Genomic DNA, 16,070 nt, shown 5'->3' with positions numbered 1-16,070 from the left:
TAAAAAATATGGAAAATTCAAAGTGAATGGATCATCAATTGAACATTAGTTTGTTGAATCAACTTACAAAGTATATTCATAGGAGGAATAAAAGATGGCCAACTCAAATATGAAAACGTTACACAGCTTAGAAGGAATCGGAAAAATACAATATGAAGGAAAACAATCAAAAAATCCACTCGCTTTTAAACACTATGATCCAAGTGAAATGATTGGCGGAAAAACAATGAAAGATCACCTGCGCTTCTCAGTCGCTTATTGGCATACATTGACTGCTGATGGAACAGACATGTTTGGAACTGGTACGATGCAGAGAGTCTGGGACTCCTATAGCGGAATGGATTTAGCAAAAGCTAGATTGGAAGTAGCCTTTCAACTGTTTGATCTATTGGATGTTCCGTATTTTTCCTTCCATGACCGTGACATTGCACCGGAGGGAGATACGCTTCAAGAGACGAATCAGCAATTAGACATCATTTTAGAAAGAATGAAAGAATACATGCGGGATAGCGGAGTCAAGCTGCTGTGGAATACAGCCAATATGTTCAAGCATCCTAGATTTGTACACGGCGCAGCGACATCTTGTCATGCAGATGTCTTTGCCTATGCAGCCGCACAGGTGAAAAAAGGCATCGAAACAGCTAAAGAACTTGGCGCAGAAAATTACGTTTTCTGGGGAGGACGAGAAGGGTACGATACTCTGCTGAATACAGATATGAAAAGAGAGCTTGATCACATGGCGTCATTTTTGCATATGGCTGTTGATTATGCAAAGGAAATTGGGTACACTGGCCAATTTTTAATTGAGCCTAAGCCAAAGGAGCCAACCACTCATCAATACGATGCAGATGCAGCGACATCTATTGCCTTTTTAAAGCAATACGGACTAGATTCACATTTTAAATTGAACATCGAGGCCAATCATGCGACGCTTGCTGGTCATACGTTTGAGCATGAATTACGCGTCTCAAGAATACATGGATTGCTCGGTTCTGTGGATGCCAACCAAGGGAATACGCTGCTTGGCTGGGACACGGATGAATTTCCAACCGATTTATATGCCACAACTCTTGCCATGTATGAAATTCTGCAAAATGGCGGACTAGGAACTGGCGGTCTCAATTTTGATGCAAAAGTGAGAAGAGCTTCTTTTGAGCTTGAAGATATTTTGTATGCCCATATTGCGGGAATGGATGCATTCGCAAAAGGACTGCGGGTGGCTCATAGACTCATAGAAGACCGTGTGTTTGAAGATGTGATCAAGCACCGATATCGCAGTTTTTCTGAAGGGATTGGCCGTGACATTTCAGAAGGAAAGGCAAACTTTCATACATTAGAAGAGTATGCGCTCAAGCACCCTTTAATCAGTAACGAATCGGGAAGAGAGGAACAGTTGAAAGCCCGGTTAAATCAATACTTGTTAGAAGATTGATTGAAGAAGCGGACCTGTTTTGAAGGAGTGAAGACATGAAGTATGTGATGGGAATTGATCTTGGAACGAGCGGAGTCAAAGCCATATTAGTCGATGAGAATGGAAAGGTGTGCGGCGAGGCCACTAAGCCTTACCGCCTCATTCAAGATAAACCTGGATATTGTGAACAGAACCCAGAGGAATGGGTTGAGCAAACAGTGGCTGCGATGAAAGAACTGATGGCAAGGCAGCCTGTCCTTTCAAAGAAAGTAGAGGGCATCAGCTTCTCTGGACAGATGCATGGTCTGGTTCTTTTAAATGAATCCCGCGAGGTGCTCCGCCCTGCAATTTTATGGAATGATACACGAACGACAGCGCAATGTACACATATTACAAAAAAACTGGGGGAACGGCTCCAACAGATCACGAAAAATCAAGCGCTTGAAGGATTCACACTGCCAAAATTATTATGGGTAAAGGAGCATGAACCAGAAATTGATCAACAAATCGACATGTTTTTACTCCCAAAAGATTATGTCAGATTTCGATTAACAGGTTCTGTTCATATCGATTATTCTGATGCGGCTGGCACCTTGTTATTAAATATTGGAGAGCAAGCGTGGAGTGAAGAAATTTGTCAGGCATTTGATATTCCTCCTCATATTTGTCCGCCACTGATCTCATCAGAGGAAGAGGTTGGTACACTATTTCCGCACATTGCACGTGAGACGGGGATCGAAGAGGGTGCAAAAGTCTTTGCTGGCGGGGCAGACAATGCTTGCGGAGCAATTGGTGCTGGTATTTTATCCTCTGGCCGCACGTTATGCAGTATTGGCACATCTGGGGTCATTCTCTCTTACGAAGAGGATCATGAAAGAGAGCTTCAAGGAAACCTGCATTTGTTCCATCATGCAAAAAAAGACGCTTTCTACACAATGGGTGTGACCCTTTCAGCAGGATATAGCCTTAACTGGATAAAACATTTACTGGCTCCAGAGGAATCGTTCCAATCACTTTTAGAGGGTGCGGTTTATGTCGCGCCAGGAGCAAATGGATTGCTCTTCACGCCATATTTAGTCGGGGAAAGAACACCTCATGCGGATGCTATCATTCGTGGAAGCTTGATTGGATTAGACAGCCGGCATGAAAGGGCACATGTCGTTAGGGCTGTGCTAGAAGGGATTACTTTCTCGTTAAATGAATCGATCGCTTTATTCAGGCAAGCTGGGAAACACATAGATTCAATTGTTTCCATTGGAGGCGGTGCGAGAAGCCGGACATGGCTTCAAATGCAAGCAGACATTTTTCAGGCAGAGGTCATCCAGTTAGACAATGAACAAGGGCCTGCTTTAGGAGCAGCTATACTGGCCGCCGTTGGCTGCGGTTGGTATCCGTCGCTTGAAGCATGTGCAAATCAGTTTATTCATCAAGCTGCTGTCTATGAGCCAGAGCAGCAGCTTGCAAGTATATATGATGATCTGTTTCATCTGTATCAAAAGGTCTATACACAAACAAGAGATATCCATGCTGGGTTAGAACAATACCGTTCCGTCTAGCAAAAAGGGTGACATGAAAGGAGGTGATGAGTTCGCTTCATCTTAGAGAAGGCAGAACAATTTTAATGAAAAAAGGAGAGGGATTGAAAATGAACTTGAAAAGATTGAGGCTATTGTTTGTGATGTGTATTGGATTTGTGCTGACACTGACGGCTGTACCAGCTCATGCGGAAACGATTTATGACAATAGAATAGGCAATCACAGCGGGTACGATTTTGAATTATGGAAGGATTACGGAAATACCGCAATGACACTCAATAACGGCGGGGCATTTAGCGCGCAATGGAACAATATCGGAAATGCTTTGTTTCGAAAAGGGAAGAAGTTTGATTCCACTAAAACTCATCATCAACTTGGCAACATCTCCATCAATTACAACGCAGCCTTTAACCCAGGCGGGAATTCCTACTTATGTGTCTATGGCTGGACACAATCTCCATTAGCTGAATACTACATTGTTGAGTCATGGGGCACCTATCGCCCAACAGGAACGTATAAAGGATCATTTTATGCCGATGGAGGCACATATGACATTTATGAAACGCTACGTGTCAATCAGCCTTCTATTATTGGAGACGCTACCTTTAAGCAATATTGGAGTGTACGTCAAACAAAACGTACGAGCGGTACTGTATCCGTCAGTGAGCATTTCAGAAAATGGGAAAGCCTAGGTATGCCAATGGGGAAAATGTATGAAACAGCATTAACTGTAGAAGGCTACCGAAGCAACGGAAGTGCGAATGTAATGACCAACCAGCTGATTATTCGATAAAACCAAATGAAAAAAGCCAGCAGTTTTTTGCTGGCTTTTCTTCTGTCTATGATCATTTTTCAACTTCCACTCTGCCCGAAAAGAACGTCGCACCGCCGCCCATATCTGCCAGCCGATCAGGTGTTAGCCCGTTAACTAGATGCTTTTTGCCTTTTTGATCTGCCCATAATCCTTGGCTGACCACAACACCAGGTAATACATTGTGACCGACTGACACGACAAGCTCGCATTCTCCTCGGTCATTGAGCACACGCACCATGTCACCATCTTCAATTTTTCTTGCCTTTGCATCTTGTTCATTCATGTGAAGCTTCGGGAACTTCTCAAGCTTTTGATGCTTTTCATGAAGTGAGAAGGTCGAGTTAAGAAAATTATGATTCGGTCCCGGTATAAAGGTAAGCGGATATTCGCTTTCCTGATAAAGGGGCACGTAGGTAGGAAGCGCCGGATATCCGTCTTTTTTCATTTGTTCAGAATAAAGCTCAATTTTGCCGCTCGGGGTAGAGAGCTTTAAGTCTTGGAAAGGTCCTCGTTTTGCTTTGATCCATTTCTTTTCTTTTAATGCCTCGTATGAAATGTCCTCATAATGGGGATTTTCTGGATGATGAAGGGCTTGTTCCATGAGTTCCGCATCTGTCTCGCGGAAGGCTTCATCTTCAAAGCCCATCGCATGGGCTAACAAGCGAAACACTTCTGTATTGGATTTGCTTTCTCCATAGCGTTCAATCACTGGCTCTTGAATTTGAATATAATGGTGCCAGTATGATGTATAGAAATCCTCATTTTCAAAGGCGGATGTGGCCGGCAGGACAATATCTGCATACTTAGCTGTCTCTGTTAGAAATAGGTCGTGAACGACTGTAAATAAGTCATCTCTCAGCAAACCTTCTCTTACTTTATTCGCTTCAGGCGTCACAACAGCTGGGTTGCACGAGTAGACAAAGAGTGAATCAATGGAAGGCGCTGCATTCGTCAGCACACTGCCTAGCTGATTCATATTAAATGATCTTGGCGTGCGTTCCTTTAATAAATCCGGCCGCTGAAGAGCTGTTTCATTATAGCTGAGAAAAGAAGAGTTTGATTTCATCGCACCGCCGCCCTTGTGGAGCCACTGACCAGTCAGGGCAGGGAGGCAGGAAATGGTTCGAATACTCATTCCGCCATTATCATGGTGCTGCAAACCATTACCAATGCGAATGAGAGACGGCGATGTTTCTGCGTACATTCTTGCAAGTGTAAGGATGTCCTCTTTAGAAACCCCCGTGATGCCCTCAACAGTGTCTGGATCATACTGCTTCACATGCTCACGCAGCTCCTTATGACCGGTTGTATAAGTTTCTAAAAAGGCTTCATCTGTTAGTCCTTCTTTAAAAAGAACATGCATGATGCCAAGGGCAAGGGCACTGTCAGTTCCAGGTCGAAGCGGAATGAACCAATCTGCCATCCGTCCGGTTTGGTTCTTGTGTACATCAATCACGACAATCTTTGCTCCTTGCTTTCGCGCTTTTTGTGCGAGGGTGATTTGGTGCATATTGGTCGACACGGCATTGATGCCCCAAAAGATGAATAGTTTCGTATGAATGGTCTCTTCTGGATCTGTCCCAATGCTTGCACCCATTGTATATTTATAGCCAGTCGTTCCTGCTGACTGACAGATGGTCCGGTCTAATTGACTTGAACCAAGACGATAGAAAAAGCGGCGGTCCATGCCTTCTGCATTCAGATTGCCCATATTCCCATAAAAGCTGTAAGGCAGAATACTTTCTGGACCTTTTTCTTCAATCAGTTTTGTCCATTTTTGCCGAATGGTTTCAATGGCTTCTTCCCACGTAATCGGAGCAAATTGTCCATCGCCTTTGCGGCCAACACGCTTCAAAGGAGTGGTCAGTCGCTTTTCATCATATAAACGGGCTGTGACATTCCGCACTTTATTACATATGTTGCCTTGGGTGACGGGGTGGTCTGGATCTCCCTGCACTTTTACGATCTTTCCATTTTCTTTATGTATCAAAAGACCGCACTGATCCGGGCAATCTAACGAACAAACTGATTTGAATATTCCGTCTTTCATTGCTGTATAATCGGTCATGAATTTTTGGCTCCTTTTCTGAAATCCGTTATCACTTTATATGGACTTTATTTTAGCATGTTCGGAGGTGGAAGGTAAGAAAGAGATGATGAATTGAAGAAAATGAAAAAAAGCCCCTCAAAAGGGACTTTTAAAAACGGGTGACCTGTACAGGAAATTCTTTTACCCCAAAAACAAATGTGCTTTGAATAGGTTTTAGCTGATCTGCCGCACAGGTGATGTCTTGAAACGTCTGGAGTAAAATCTCAAGGGCAATGTTGCTCTCAAGGCGGGCAAGCGGTGCACCGAGACAAAAATGGATGCCAAAGCCAAAGCTCATATGCGGGTTTGATTTCCGGTCAAGACGGAACGTATCCGGATCGTCAAATTTCTGTTCATCACGATTTGCTGAAGCAACCCAGCTAATGAGATAGTCTCCTTTTTTAATTTTCGAGTCTGCAATCTCAACATCCTCGGCCGCGATTCGCCCAATGGCTTGAACAGGCGGATAATAGCGTAGCGTTTCCTCGGTCAATTGAGGAATAAGAGAGGGGTCTTGCCGTACTGCTTCGGCGATATGCGGCTGCTCTGTTAGCAGTCTTACTGCATTTGTAATCAAATTGGTCGTTGTCTCATTACCAGCAACAAGTAATAGAATGCAAAAACCAAGTAGTTCATTCTCGGTTAAACGCTCACCATCGATTTCTGCTTGAATAAGAAGTGAGATCAGGTCATCAGCAGGGGATTCTTTTCGTTTTTGGATCAAGTGAGCAAAATAAGTGGACAGCTCTTCTTCTGCGCGTTTCTGCATATCCACTACTGCTTGAATGGCTTCTTTTGATTCATCCTTTGCACCTGCTACTAGGGCATCAGAATGTTTCTTAATGAACGCTCTATCCTTTACCTCTGCGCCGAGAAGCTCAGCAATGATCATGACAGGCAGGGGAGCTGCTAGATCTTCCACGATATCAAACGTACGCTGATCCTTGACTTGTTGCAGCAGGTCATGTGTCAGGTCTTTAATGTTATCTTCTAATTGTTTAATCGCTTTTGGCGTGAATGCTTTATTGACGAGTGCTCTCATTTTTGTATGCTTTGGCGGGTCCATCGTTAAAATACTCGTTTTCGTTGTGCTTCTTCCTCGCTGTGATGAGAACACTTTTGGCTGCTTCAGAACAGACTGGATATCCGCATATCGAAAGAGATCCCAGCACTTTCTTGTTTCATCATATCTAATATCACTCTGGGCACGTAGCTCATTGTAAATAGGGAATGGGAAAAGAAGGTCATCGGTCGAACGGATTTCTTTCATTGGAATGACATTGATATAGTTTTCTTTCACTTTCATTATGAACGCTCCTTTTTCACTTAGTTTCCCTTTCACGGTATCACCCGTAAAATATCATTTCAACGGACATGTTTTCTAAAATATGTCAATAGTCTATTCGGAAGATTCAAGCACATTCATCGTATAGGAAAATAGAAAGTCATTAAAAATGATAGCGCTTTCTAAAAAATAGAATTGAAGTCACCGAAACCAAAAATAAAATGGGGAATTCAGTCGAACGAAAGGGTACTATGATGCAAATACGAATAGTACTTTTGGTCTAAAATGTTGTTTTGCAAAAGCGCAGTCAGTATACATACAGCAAGCGGTTGAACGCGTATTCGGGACTTTTGAAAAGCGCTGGCTCTTTCTTGACACGATTTCTCATCATGTTACGATAACTAACGTGCGAAAAACACGAACAAAAAGCGAACAAGGGAGAGGATCAATATCATTGATCAAAAGAAAGTTGCTTTCATTGGAGCAGGTTCTATGGCGGAAGGAATGATTGCCGGGATTGTGCGATCAGGACAAATGCCGCTAGGCCAAATTTACGCAACAAACAGACAAAATCAAATTCGATTGAATGAACTAACGACACGTTACGGAATACAAACAGCCACAATGGATTCTTTTCCTTTTGAAGAAATGGATATGTTGATCCTGGCCATGAAGCCAAAGGATGCTGAAACAGCACTTGAATCGTTAAAACCTCATATTCGGAGAGACCAGCTGATCATGTCTGTCCTTGCAGGCGTGAAGCAATCGTATATTGAAGATATGCTGCATGAAGGACAGCCCGTGATGAGGGTCATGCCGAATACGTCAAGTACGATCGGGGCTTCAGCGACCGCTTTATGTGCGGGACGTTATGTGAAAGACGACCATATCAGCATGAGTCAGGCTCTTTTATCTGAAATGGGCGAAGTGTATACCATTCAGGAAGAGCAAATGGATATTTTCACTGGAATTGCCGGAAGCGGACCAGCCTATTTTTATTTCTTAATGGAAAGAATCGAAGAAGCAGGAGAAGAAGCCGGTTTATCTAAGGAATTGTCTCGCCAAATTGGCGCGCAGACACTTCTCGGTGCTGCGAAAATGCTGCAAGAAACAGAGGAAGACCCTTCTACTCTGAGAGAGAAAATTACGTCACCAAATGGAACAACAGCTGCAGGACTGAATGCATTAGATGATTTTGGCGGAGGAGAAGCAATCAAGCAGGCCGTCAAACATGCTGCCAATCGATCAAAAGAGATCAGCAAACAGCAAAAACAAAAAGTATCTATATAATAAATAGAGCTCAGGTACAGGAGTGATAAGGTGTACGCAGATAAAGAGAGAAAACGAATTGTTGTAAAAATCGGAAGCAGCTCTCTTACTAGCTTTCAAGGGGAGATTAGTTTGAAAAAACTAGAAAACCTCGTCAATCAAATTGTGAAACTCAAAGATGAAGGACACGAAGTCATTTTGGTTTCATCTGGTGCGGTTGCAGCTGGTTACCGAAAACTAGGATTTATCGATAGACCCAAAACACTGCCGGAAAAACAGGCATCTGCCTCAATTGGGCAAGGCCTTTTAATGGAATCATATTCTACTTTATTTTTATCACACGGTTATATTGCCTCACAGCTTTTAATCACAAGAAGTGATTTTTCAGATGAAACGCGCTATCAAAATGTGCGCAACACGATGAATGTGTTATTAGATCGAGGCATCATTCCGATTATCAATGAAAATGATACAGTGACGATTAACCGCTTGAAGTTTGGAGATAACGATACATTGTCTGCAAAAGTAGCTGGCCTCATTGACGCGGATTTCCTTGCCATTTTATCTGATATTGATGGCTTGTATGAAGAGAACCCGCATACAAATCCGAATGCGAAAAGAATTCTTGAAGTCACAGACATCACAGAAGACATCGAAGCAGCAGCTGGAGATGCAGGGAGCAGTGTGGGCACAGGCGGAATGAAATCAAAGCTCGATGCGTTTAAAATTTCAATGGCAGCTGGCATTAACGGCTTTTTAGGCAAAGCGGATACGCCTCACATTTTAGACAAAGCCATTAATGGAACAGAGGACGGCACTTATTTTACCGCTGATGAAAATTTAGCACCGCTGAATTACAAGAAGCAGTGGATTGCCTTTCATTCTGGACCAAAAGGCGAGATTGTTGTTCAAAAGAAATCGCAGGAACACCTCATGCATAGGGAGAAATGCCTTGATTCGGGTGGCATTGTCAATGTAAAGGGTTCGTTTAAAAAAGGCGATGTCGTCCGCATTTTAGATCAAGATGGAAGAGAAATCGGGCTTGGTATTGTGAATTATCCATCTGACGAACTTGCACTGAGCAGTGACTCGTTGCAGGATGAAGTGGTTCATGTCGTCGATCTTGAAGCTTTTGTTTGTCATTTAGATTTATCGATACCAGTTTGCTAACCAAAAGGGAGGAATTCCATGACACTGACAGCTGAAGTTGTCACATCGGTCAAAGAAAAAGCAAAAAAAGCAAAGCACGTTTCAAAAAAACTAGGTTTACTTCATACAGAGGATAAAAACGAGGCACTGCTGAAACTAGCAGAAGCGTTAGAACAAAATAGCACGTTCATCTTGCAAGAGAATCAAAAGGATATAGATGCCGGGAAGGAAAAGGGCTTCTCAGAGGCACTCTTGGATCGTTTAATGTTAAATGAAGAAAGAATTCATGAGTTTGCCGAAAGCTTGCGGCTTGTGACGAGATTAACAGATCCTGTTGGAGAAATATTGGATGAATGGACTCTTGAAAACGGCTTGCATGTGAAAAGCCGAAGAGTACCGCTCGGCGTGATCGGGATGATCTATGAAGCGAGACCGAACGTCACTGTCGATGCAGCAGGGCTTGCCCTTAAGGCAGGCAACGCAGTGATTTTAAAAGGCGGTTCCTCCGCTATTTCTTCCAACAAAGCCATTGTAAGTGTTATTCATGAAGCATTAGATCAAACAAAGATTCCGCGTGATGCGGTGCAATTGATAGAACAAACAGACCGTTCATCGGTTCAAGCGATGCTTCATCTAAAAGAATGGATCGATGTCTTAATTCCGCGAGGCGGAGCTTCTTTAATTAAAACCGTGGTTGAACAATCTACCATTCCTGTCCTTGAAACAGGAACAGGAAACTGTCATGTCTTTATTGATCAAACAGCCAATGTGAAAAAAGCCATTGAGATTGTCATCAATGCAAAAACGAATCGTCCGGCTGTATGTAATGCACTTGAGACGCTAATCATCCATCGCGATTGGCTGAAAGAAAATGCGGCATCGTTGAATGAAGCTCTGCTAGAGCACCATGTCACCGTACATGGCGACGAGGAAGCACTGTCTCATTTTTCAAACGCCATTCCTGCTGAGGAAGTGGACTGGACAGATGAGTATTTAAGTCTTGATCTTGCAGTAAAGGTAGTCGATTCCATTGAGGAAGCGATCCACCATATTGAAGAGTACGGTACAAAACATTCAGAAGCCATCGTGACAGAGGATGAAGAGCAGGCACTTAAGTTTTTAAACGAAGTCGATGCGGCGGCGGTTTATCATAACGCATCTACCCGTTTTACAGACGGCGGTGCACTTGGATATGGCGCTGAAATTGGCATCTCCACTCAAAAACTGCACGCAAGAGGTCCGATGGGACTTCCAGCACTCACGACAACGAAGCTGCTTCTGTCGGGTGACGGTCAGATTAGAAGCTAGAAGAGATATAAAAAACACTACCTTTTTTCATGGGGTAGTGTTTTTTTGATGCAGATATTTATTAGCTAGAGCAGGTTTTCTTCATCACTTTCTCAAATTTAAAAAATTCAAATTCTTCAGGTGCTGAAGGCTTAGTTTCTTGATCAGCTGCATGAGGTGCGTTCGGATCTGGATGTTTCATATGATAAAATTCCACAATTTGAAAGCCGCACTTATTGACATAGAAATGAATGTTGCGTTTTTCAAAATACGGGGTCACAACCTCCCAAACAATCGTTTCTGGATATTGCGCCTCGATGGCTTTCCATGCTGCCTGACCAATGCCTTTTCCGTGTGAGGATGAAGAGATGTATAATAAGTCAACTGAGTTGTGGTGGGTCTCTTGGTTGATTTTAATGACAACACCGCCTGCTTTTTCGCCATTTAGCATAATATGGTAAACGATGTGTTCATTCGAATGAAAAGATTCATCAATCACTTCACCTGGAGGAGTCGGTCCATCATGCGCATCGCCAAATGCGTCGATCACACCAGCTGTAAAAGCTTTCTGTAGCTCATTTTTCATAAAAGGGAATTCCTCTTTTTTTGCAAGTTCTAATGCCACTTCATGTTGAGTGATGTTGTTCATGTTTTTATCCTTTCCAAGCGTAGTGGTGTTCTGCATGTTATCATAAAGGGTGGAGTAACTCCATAGTCAAGAGGGGAGCCTTAGTTATGATAAATGATGTGCAAAAAACATTTTTTACTGGAGAATTTGCCAAGCTATTTGATGTAAAGAAAGACACCTTGTTTTATTACGATAAAATTGATTTATTTAAGCCAGCTGGTGTTCATGAAAATGGGTACCGATACTATACACTTGAGCAATTTGATCATTTTATAGCGATTCAATCCCTTCGAGCTGTGCAATTTCCGATAAAAGAGTTAAAACAATATTTCACTGAGCCTTCCCGAGAAAGGCTCCAAAGCCTAGCAGCTGAACAAATAGAAAAGGTCAAACAAGAGATTGAAAAACTTCAAGATATCCAGTCTTTTCTTATGCGGGTCATGGAGACGACGCAGGAACTATCATCTGTCAAAATGGGGGAGGTCTTGTTTCAAGAGCTGCCAGAAGAACCAGTTGTATTAAGTGCACCGAACCCGATTGACATGAATACATCCGTAGAAGAAATATCTCGTATTGTTGGACATTTTCTAAAGGAAATTGGCATAAAAGGGGCTGCGGCAAATGGGGCTGTCTTAAAAAAGGAGCAGTTCCTTCAGCGTCACTATCATCAGTCAGATCAGCTGTTTTGCCGAATGGAAGCGCCGGAAGCAGTTAAAAAACCTGCCGGCCTTTATGCGGTGATGTATGATCAAGGATCATACGAGGAGATTGATTCTGCTTATTCGCGCTTGTTAGATGAAATTGAAAAAGAGGACATGATGCTAGATGGAGATGTATTTGAGGAGTATTTGCTTCATTCACTCATGTCTAAAGATGAAGCAGAGTATATAACGAAACTCAGTGTAAAAGTGAAAAAGCGTTTAGATTAACCAAAAAAGGATAGACCGCATGGATGCGTGTCTATCCTTTTTTATATTTAACCCACTTGATTCTCCGTAAATTGGCTCATATATAAGTCTGCATAGAAGCCATTTTGTTTTAAGAGTTCGCTGTGCGTTCCTTTTTCAATGATGGTGCCATCTTTCATGACTAGAATAACGTCGGCATCCTTGATCGTCGAAAGTCTGTGTGCAATGACGAAGCTTGTTCTGCCTTTCATCAATTCATTCATCGCTTTTTGAATGTGCATCTCTGTCCGTGTATCCACACTGCTCGTCGCTTCATCTAATATTAAGATTTTTGGATCAGATAAAATCGCACGGGCGATGGTTAACAGCTGACGCTGACCTTGAGACAGGTTGCCGGCATCTTCTGTTAAGAGTGTGTCATATCCGTCTGGAAGCGTGCGGATGAAGTCATCAGCATAAGCATGTTTGGCGGCTTTAATGACATCCTCTTTTGAGACGTTCTGCCTGCCATAGGCAATATTGTCGTGAATCGTCCCTTCAAAAAGCCACGTATCCTGAAGAACCATCGCAAATAAGTCGCGTACTTGATGACGGCTGAGGTCAGTTGTTTTGACACCGCCGATGCGGATAGAGCCTTGATCTAATTCATAGAAACGCATTAAAAGATTGATGATGGTTGTTTTTCCTGCTCCTGTTGGCCCGACAATCGCAACCGTTTGACCTTCTTTGACATCTAAAGTCAAATCTTTAATAATCGGATGGTCTTTTTCATATCCGAATTGAACTTGTTCAAAGCTCACATCGCCTGAAAGTGATTCAAGATCAATCGCTGCATCTTCCTCGGGACTTTCTTCTTTCTCATCCAGAATTTCAAACACCCTTTCAGCAGAAGCAATCGCTGATTGAACCAAGTTGGCGACACTTGATGCTTGCACTAGCGGTTGAGACATTTGCTGCGTGTATTGAATAAACGCCTGCACATCTCCGACACGAATATTCCCGTTAATCACAAGAATACCGCCGGCTACACTGACTGCCACATAGCCGAGGTTCCCGATAAACGTCATCACTGGCATCATTAAGCCAGAAATGAACTGTGCTTTCCTTGATGATTCATACAACTGCTCGTTTAATTGATCAAATGTATCGATCGCTTTCTTTTCGTAGCCATACGCACGAACTGTCTGATGCCCTGTGAACATTTCATTAATATGTCCATTGATCATCCCGAGCTCTTTTTGCTGCGCTTTAAAATGCTTTTGAGAAAATGACGTAATGCCGCGAATCGCAAACAGGCTGAGCGGCAGTGTTAAACAAACAAGCAAGGTCAGCAGCGGACTAATCAATAGCATCATGACGACAATCCCAATAACTGTAATAACAGATGTAATCACTTGGGTAAGTGCCTGCTGAAGCGAAGTATTAATATTATCGATATCATTCATTACACGGCTCAGCGTGTCCCCGTGGGTTGTTTTATCAAAATACCGAAGGGGGAGACGTGTGAGCTTGTCATTTGCTTCTTGCCGTAATTCAGCAATGGTCTGTTGGGAGACACCCGCCATGACATATTGCTGAACGAATGAAAAGAGAGCAGCAACGACGTATAGCACGACAAGCAGCCATAAGATTCGTGAAATGACATCAAATTGTACAGCTGTTCCTTGTGTAAAGCTGTCAAACAGGGAAGAGGTGGCATCCCCGAGTAGCTTTGGACTAATGACGTTAAAGACGGTTGAACCGACTGCTGCAATGAAGACAATGATCAATTGAATCTTCCTTGGTTTTAAATAGCCAATCAAACGAAGCAGTGTTTTCTTAAATTCCTTTGGTTTTGCGACAGGTCCTCTAGGGTGGCCGCCTTTATGGCCCATGCCGGAAGACATTTTTTTACTCATCCTCGCTCCACCTCCTGACCTTCCTGTGATGCAACAATCTCTTGATAGACAAGGTTCTCCTTCAGTAATTGTTCATGTGTTCCGATACCTGCGATTTTCCCATCATCTAGTACGATGATTTTATCACTATGCTTCACTGTGCTGATTCTTTGCGCCACAATGATGAGGGCTGCATGCGCTTTTTCAGCTTCTAATGATGCCCGAAGCTTCGCATCTGTTTTGTAATCAAGTGCTGAGAAACTATCGTCAAACAGATAGAATGACGGCTTTCTCACTAGCGCTCTTGCAATAGAAAGACGCTGCTTTTGACCGCCAGATAGATTCGATCCACCCTGGTCAATTTCCGCATCGATGCCGCCATCTTTTTGCAAAACAAATTCTTCTGCCTGCGCCGTTCGCAGCGCCTGCCAGACGTCTTCATCGCTTGCATTCTGCCTGCCGAAGCGCACATTATCGGCAATGGTTCCGCTAAATAAAACCGCTTTTTGAGAAACATAGCCCATCTGGCCTCTTAGTTTCTCCTGAGGCAGCTCTCTAATGTCTACACCATCTAGTGTAATCCGGCCTTCAGTTGCTTCGTAAAAGCGCGTCATTAGCTGGAGAAGGGTGGTTTTCCCTGATCCTGTACTTCCGATAATAGCTGTCGTTTCGCCAGTTTTGGCTTCAAATGTAATATCTTGAACAGCCGGTTTTTCAGCATTTGAGTAATAAAATGACACATCCTCAAAGTGAATGGATTGTGCTGGCGCGCGCAGGTCATGAACCGTTCCTTCATTGTCTTGAATTTTCGGTTCCATGTTTAACACTTCATTCATCCGTTTAGCTGATGCTTGTGCTCTTGGGACCATAATAAAGCTCATTGACAGCATAATCAGTGCCATCAAAATCATCATCGCATATTGGATAAAGGCAATGAGGTTCCCTACTTCCATCTCTCCGGCATCAATTCGGTTTGCACCTAGCCAGACAATGCCGATATTCGTGAAGTTCATGATAATCAGCATAAATGGAAACAAGTAAGCCATTAAACGATTGACTCTAAGGCCGGTATCCTTGTAGGATGTGTTGGCTTCTTGAAAACGCTCCTTTTCATCATCTACTCGGTTAAAAGCACGAATGACCCGGATGCCTGAAAGAGATTCTCGCATAATTAAATTCAGCCGGTCTGTTTTTTTCTGAAGCTGGCCAAAGAGCGGAATGGCTTTTCTCGACACCAAATAGATAAATCCGCCAAGAAGGGGAAGTGCTGCTAAAAAGATGAGAGACAGGACAGCATCGCGTGATACAGCTAAAATAATTCCGCCGACAAGCATAAGCGGGGCTCTCGTCATCATTTGTAAAATCATGATCGTGACATCTTGGACTTGTTTTACATCATTTGTTGATCTTGTAATAAAGGAAGACGTTCCGATCTTTTGAAATTCTTCTAATGAAAATTGTTCGACATGCACAAATAGCTGTCTTCTCATATCACGCCCGAAGCCAAGTGCAGTCTTTGATGACAAGTAGGACTTCCAGATCGTGAGTAAGATGGCAAGTAAAGAACAGGCCACCATCCAGCCGCCAACCTTCCATATGTAAGCAATATCTCCTTGGACGATCCCGACATCGACGATATCTGCCGTAAGCGTCGGTAAATACAGCTGGAGCATACTGCTTAAAAAGGTGAGGATCACAATGGACACAACGGACAGCCGATACGGCTTTAAAAACGATAAAATTGATTTCATACGAATACCTTTCTTCCATATAGTGTGTTGTTCTGTAACTCATCATATACAAAGAGGGATTATTTC

Annotated in this window: 12 protein-coding genes; 7 read left to right on the top strand and 5 right to left on the bottom strand. The window is 43.0% G+C overall.

What is annotated here, in order from left to right:
• Positions 1 to 94 precede the first annotated feature (94 nt).
• The 3 genes from xylA to NSS78_RS09570 all read left to right on the top strand — a co-directional run bounded on the left by xylA (position 95) and on the right by NSS78_RS09570 (position 3,740).
• Positions 95 to 1,432, top strand: a complete 1,338-nt coding sequence (gene xylA, locus NSS78_RS09580) for a xylose isomerase (protein ID WP_212046010.1) — start codon at positions 95 to 97, stop codon at positions 1,430 to 1,432.
• Between the two features lie 35 nt (positions 1,433 to 1,467).
• Positions 1,468 to 2,967 carry a xylulokinase gene (gene xylB / locus NSS78_RS09575; protein WP_284907240.1) on the top strand — a complete coding sequence of 500 codons (1,500 nt, stop codon included), beginning with the start codon at positions 1,468 to 1,470 and terminating at the stop codon, positions 2,965 to 2,967.
• Positions 2,968 to 3,056: 89 nt separating this feature from the next.
• Complete coding sequence (locus tag NSS78_RS09570; RefSeq protein ID WP_050943981.1) at positions 3,057 to 3,740, top strand: glycoside hydrolase family 11 protein; 684 nt, start codon at positions 3,057 to 3,059, stop codon at positions 3,738 to 3,740.
• Positions 3,741 to 3,792: 52 nt separating this feature from the next.
• Here NSS78_RS09570 and NSS78_RS09565 read toward each other — a convergent pair whose 3' ends face one another.
• Positions 3,793 to 5,829 carry a molybdopterin oxidoreductase family protein gene (locus tag NSS78_RS09565; RefSeq protein WP_322000486.1) on the bottom strand — a complete coding sequence of 679 codons (2,037 nt, stop codon included), beginning with the start codon at positions 5,827 to 5,829 and terminating at the stop codon, positions 3,793 to 3,795.
• Positions 5,830 to 5,959: 130 nt separating this feature from the next.
• On the bottom strand, positions 5,960 to 7,156 hold the full coding sequence (locus NSS78_RS09560) for a cytochrome P450 (protein WP_327839368.1): 1,197 nt from the start codon (positions 7,154 to 7,156) through the stop codon (positions 5,960 to 5,962).
• 423 nt (positions 7,157 to 7,579) lie between these two features.
• On the opposite strand from NSS78_RS09560, the gene proC reads away from it, so the two are divergent.
• The 3 genes from proC to NSS78_RS09545 are packed head-to-tail and all read left to right on the top strand — an operon-like array spanning position 7,580 to position 10,861.
• Positions 7,580 to 8,425, top strand: coding sequence for a pyrroline-5-carboxylate reductase (gene proC / locus NSS78_RS09555; protein WP_137055111.1), 846 nt, complete (start codon positions 7,580 to 7,582; stop codon positions 8,423 to 8,425).
• Positions 8,426 to 8,455: 30 nt separating this feature from the next.
• Positions 8,456 to 9,574, top strand: coding sequence for a glutamate 5-kinase (gene proB / locus NSS78_RS09550; RefSeq protein ID WP_050943948.1), 1,119 nt, complete (start codon positions 8,456 to 8,458; stop codon positions 9,572 to 9,574).
• An 18-nt stretch (positions 9,575 to 9,592) separates the two neighbouring features.
• On the top strand, positions 9,593 to 10,861 hold the full coding sequence (locus NSS78_RS09545) for a glutamate-5-semialdehyde dehydrogenase (RefSeq protein WP_212046012.1): 1,269 nt from the start codon (positions 9,593 to 9,595) through the stop codon (positions 10,859 to 10,861).
• A 61-nt stretch (positions 10,862 to 10,922) separates the two neighbouring features.
• On the opposite strand, the gene NSS78_RS09540 is transcribed toward NSS78_RS09545, so the two are convergent.
• A complete protein-coding gene (locus NSS78_RS09540; RefSeq protein WP_212046013.1) occupies positions 10,923 to 11,489 on the bottom strand; it encodes a GNAT family N-acetyltransferase in 567 nt (188 codons plus the stop codon).
• Between the two features lie 86 nt (positions 11,490 to 11,575).
• Between NSS78_RS09540 and NSS78_RS09535 the strand changes: the two genes are divergently transcribed.
• The gene (locus NSS78_RS09535; protein ID WP_212046014.1) at positions 11,576 to 12,397 is read left to right on the top strand and encodes a MerR family transcriptional regulator; all 822 of its coding nucleotides are present in this window, start codon (positions 11,576 to 11,578) and stop codon (positions 12,395 to 12,397) included.
• A 47-nt stretch (positions 12,398 to 12,444) separates the two neighbouring features.
• On the opposite strand, the gene NSS78_RS09530 is transcribed toward NSS78_RS09535, so the two are convergent.
• Positions 12,445 to 14,274, bottom strand: a complete 1,830-nt coding sequence (locus NSS78_RS09530) for an ABC transporter ATP-binding protein (RefSeq protein ID WP_212046015.1) — start codon at positions 14,272 to 14,274, stop codon at positions 12,445 to 12,447.
• The gene (locus NSS78_RS09525; RefSeq protein WP_327839363.1) at positions 14,271 to 16,004 is read right to left on the bottom strand and encodes an ABC transporter ATP-binding protein; all 1,734 of its coding nucleotides are present in this window, start codon (positions 16,002 to 16,004) and stop codon (positions 14,271 to 14,273) included. Before NSS78_RS09525 ends, NSS78_RS09530 begins: the two co-directional genes overlap by 4 nt.
• Positions 16,005 to 16,070 lie beyond the last annotated feature (66 nt).

The organism is Bacillus sp. FSL W8-0920, from assembly GCF_038593215.1.
Taxonomy (GTDB): domain Bacteria; phylum Bacillota; class Bacilli; order Bacillales; family Bacillaceae; genus Bacillus; species Bacillus pumilus.
This window is presented reverse-complemented; position numbering and strand designations above follow the sequence as displayed.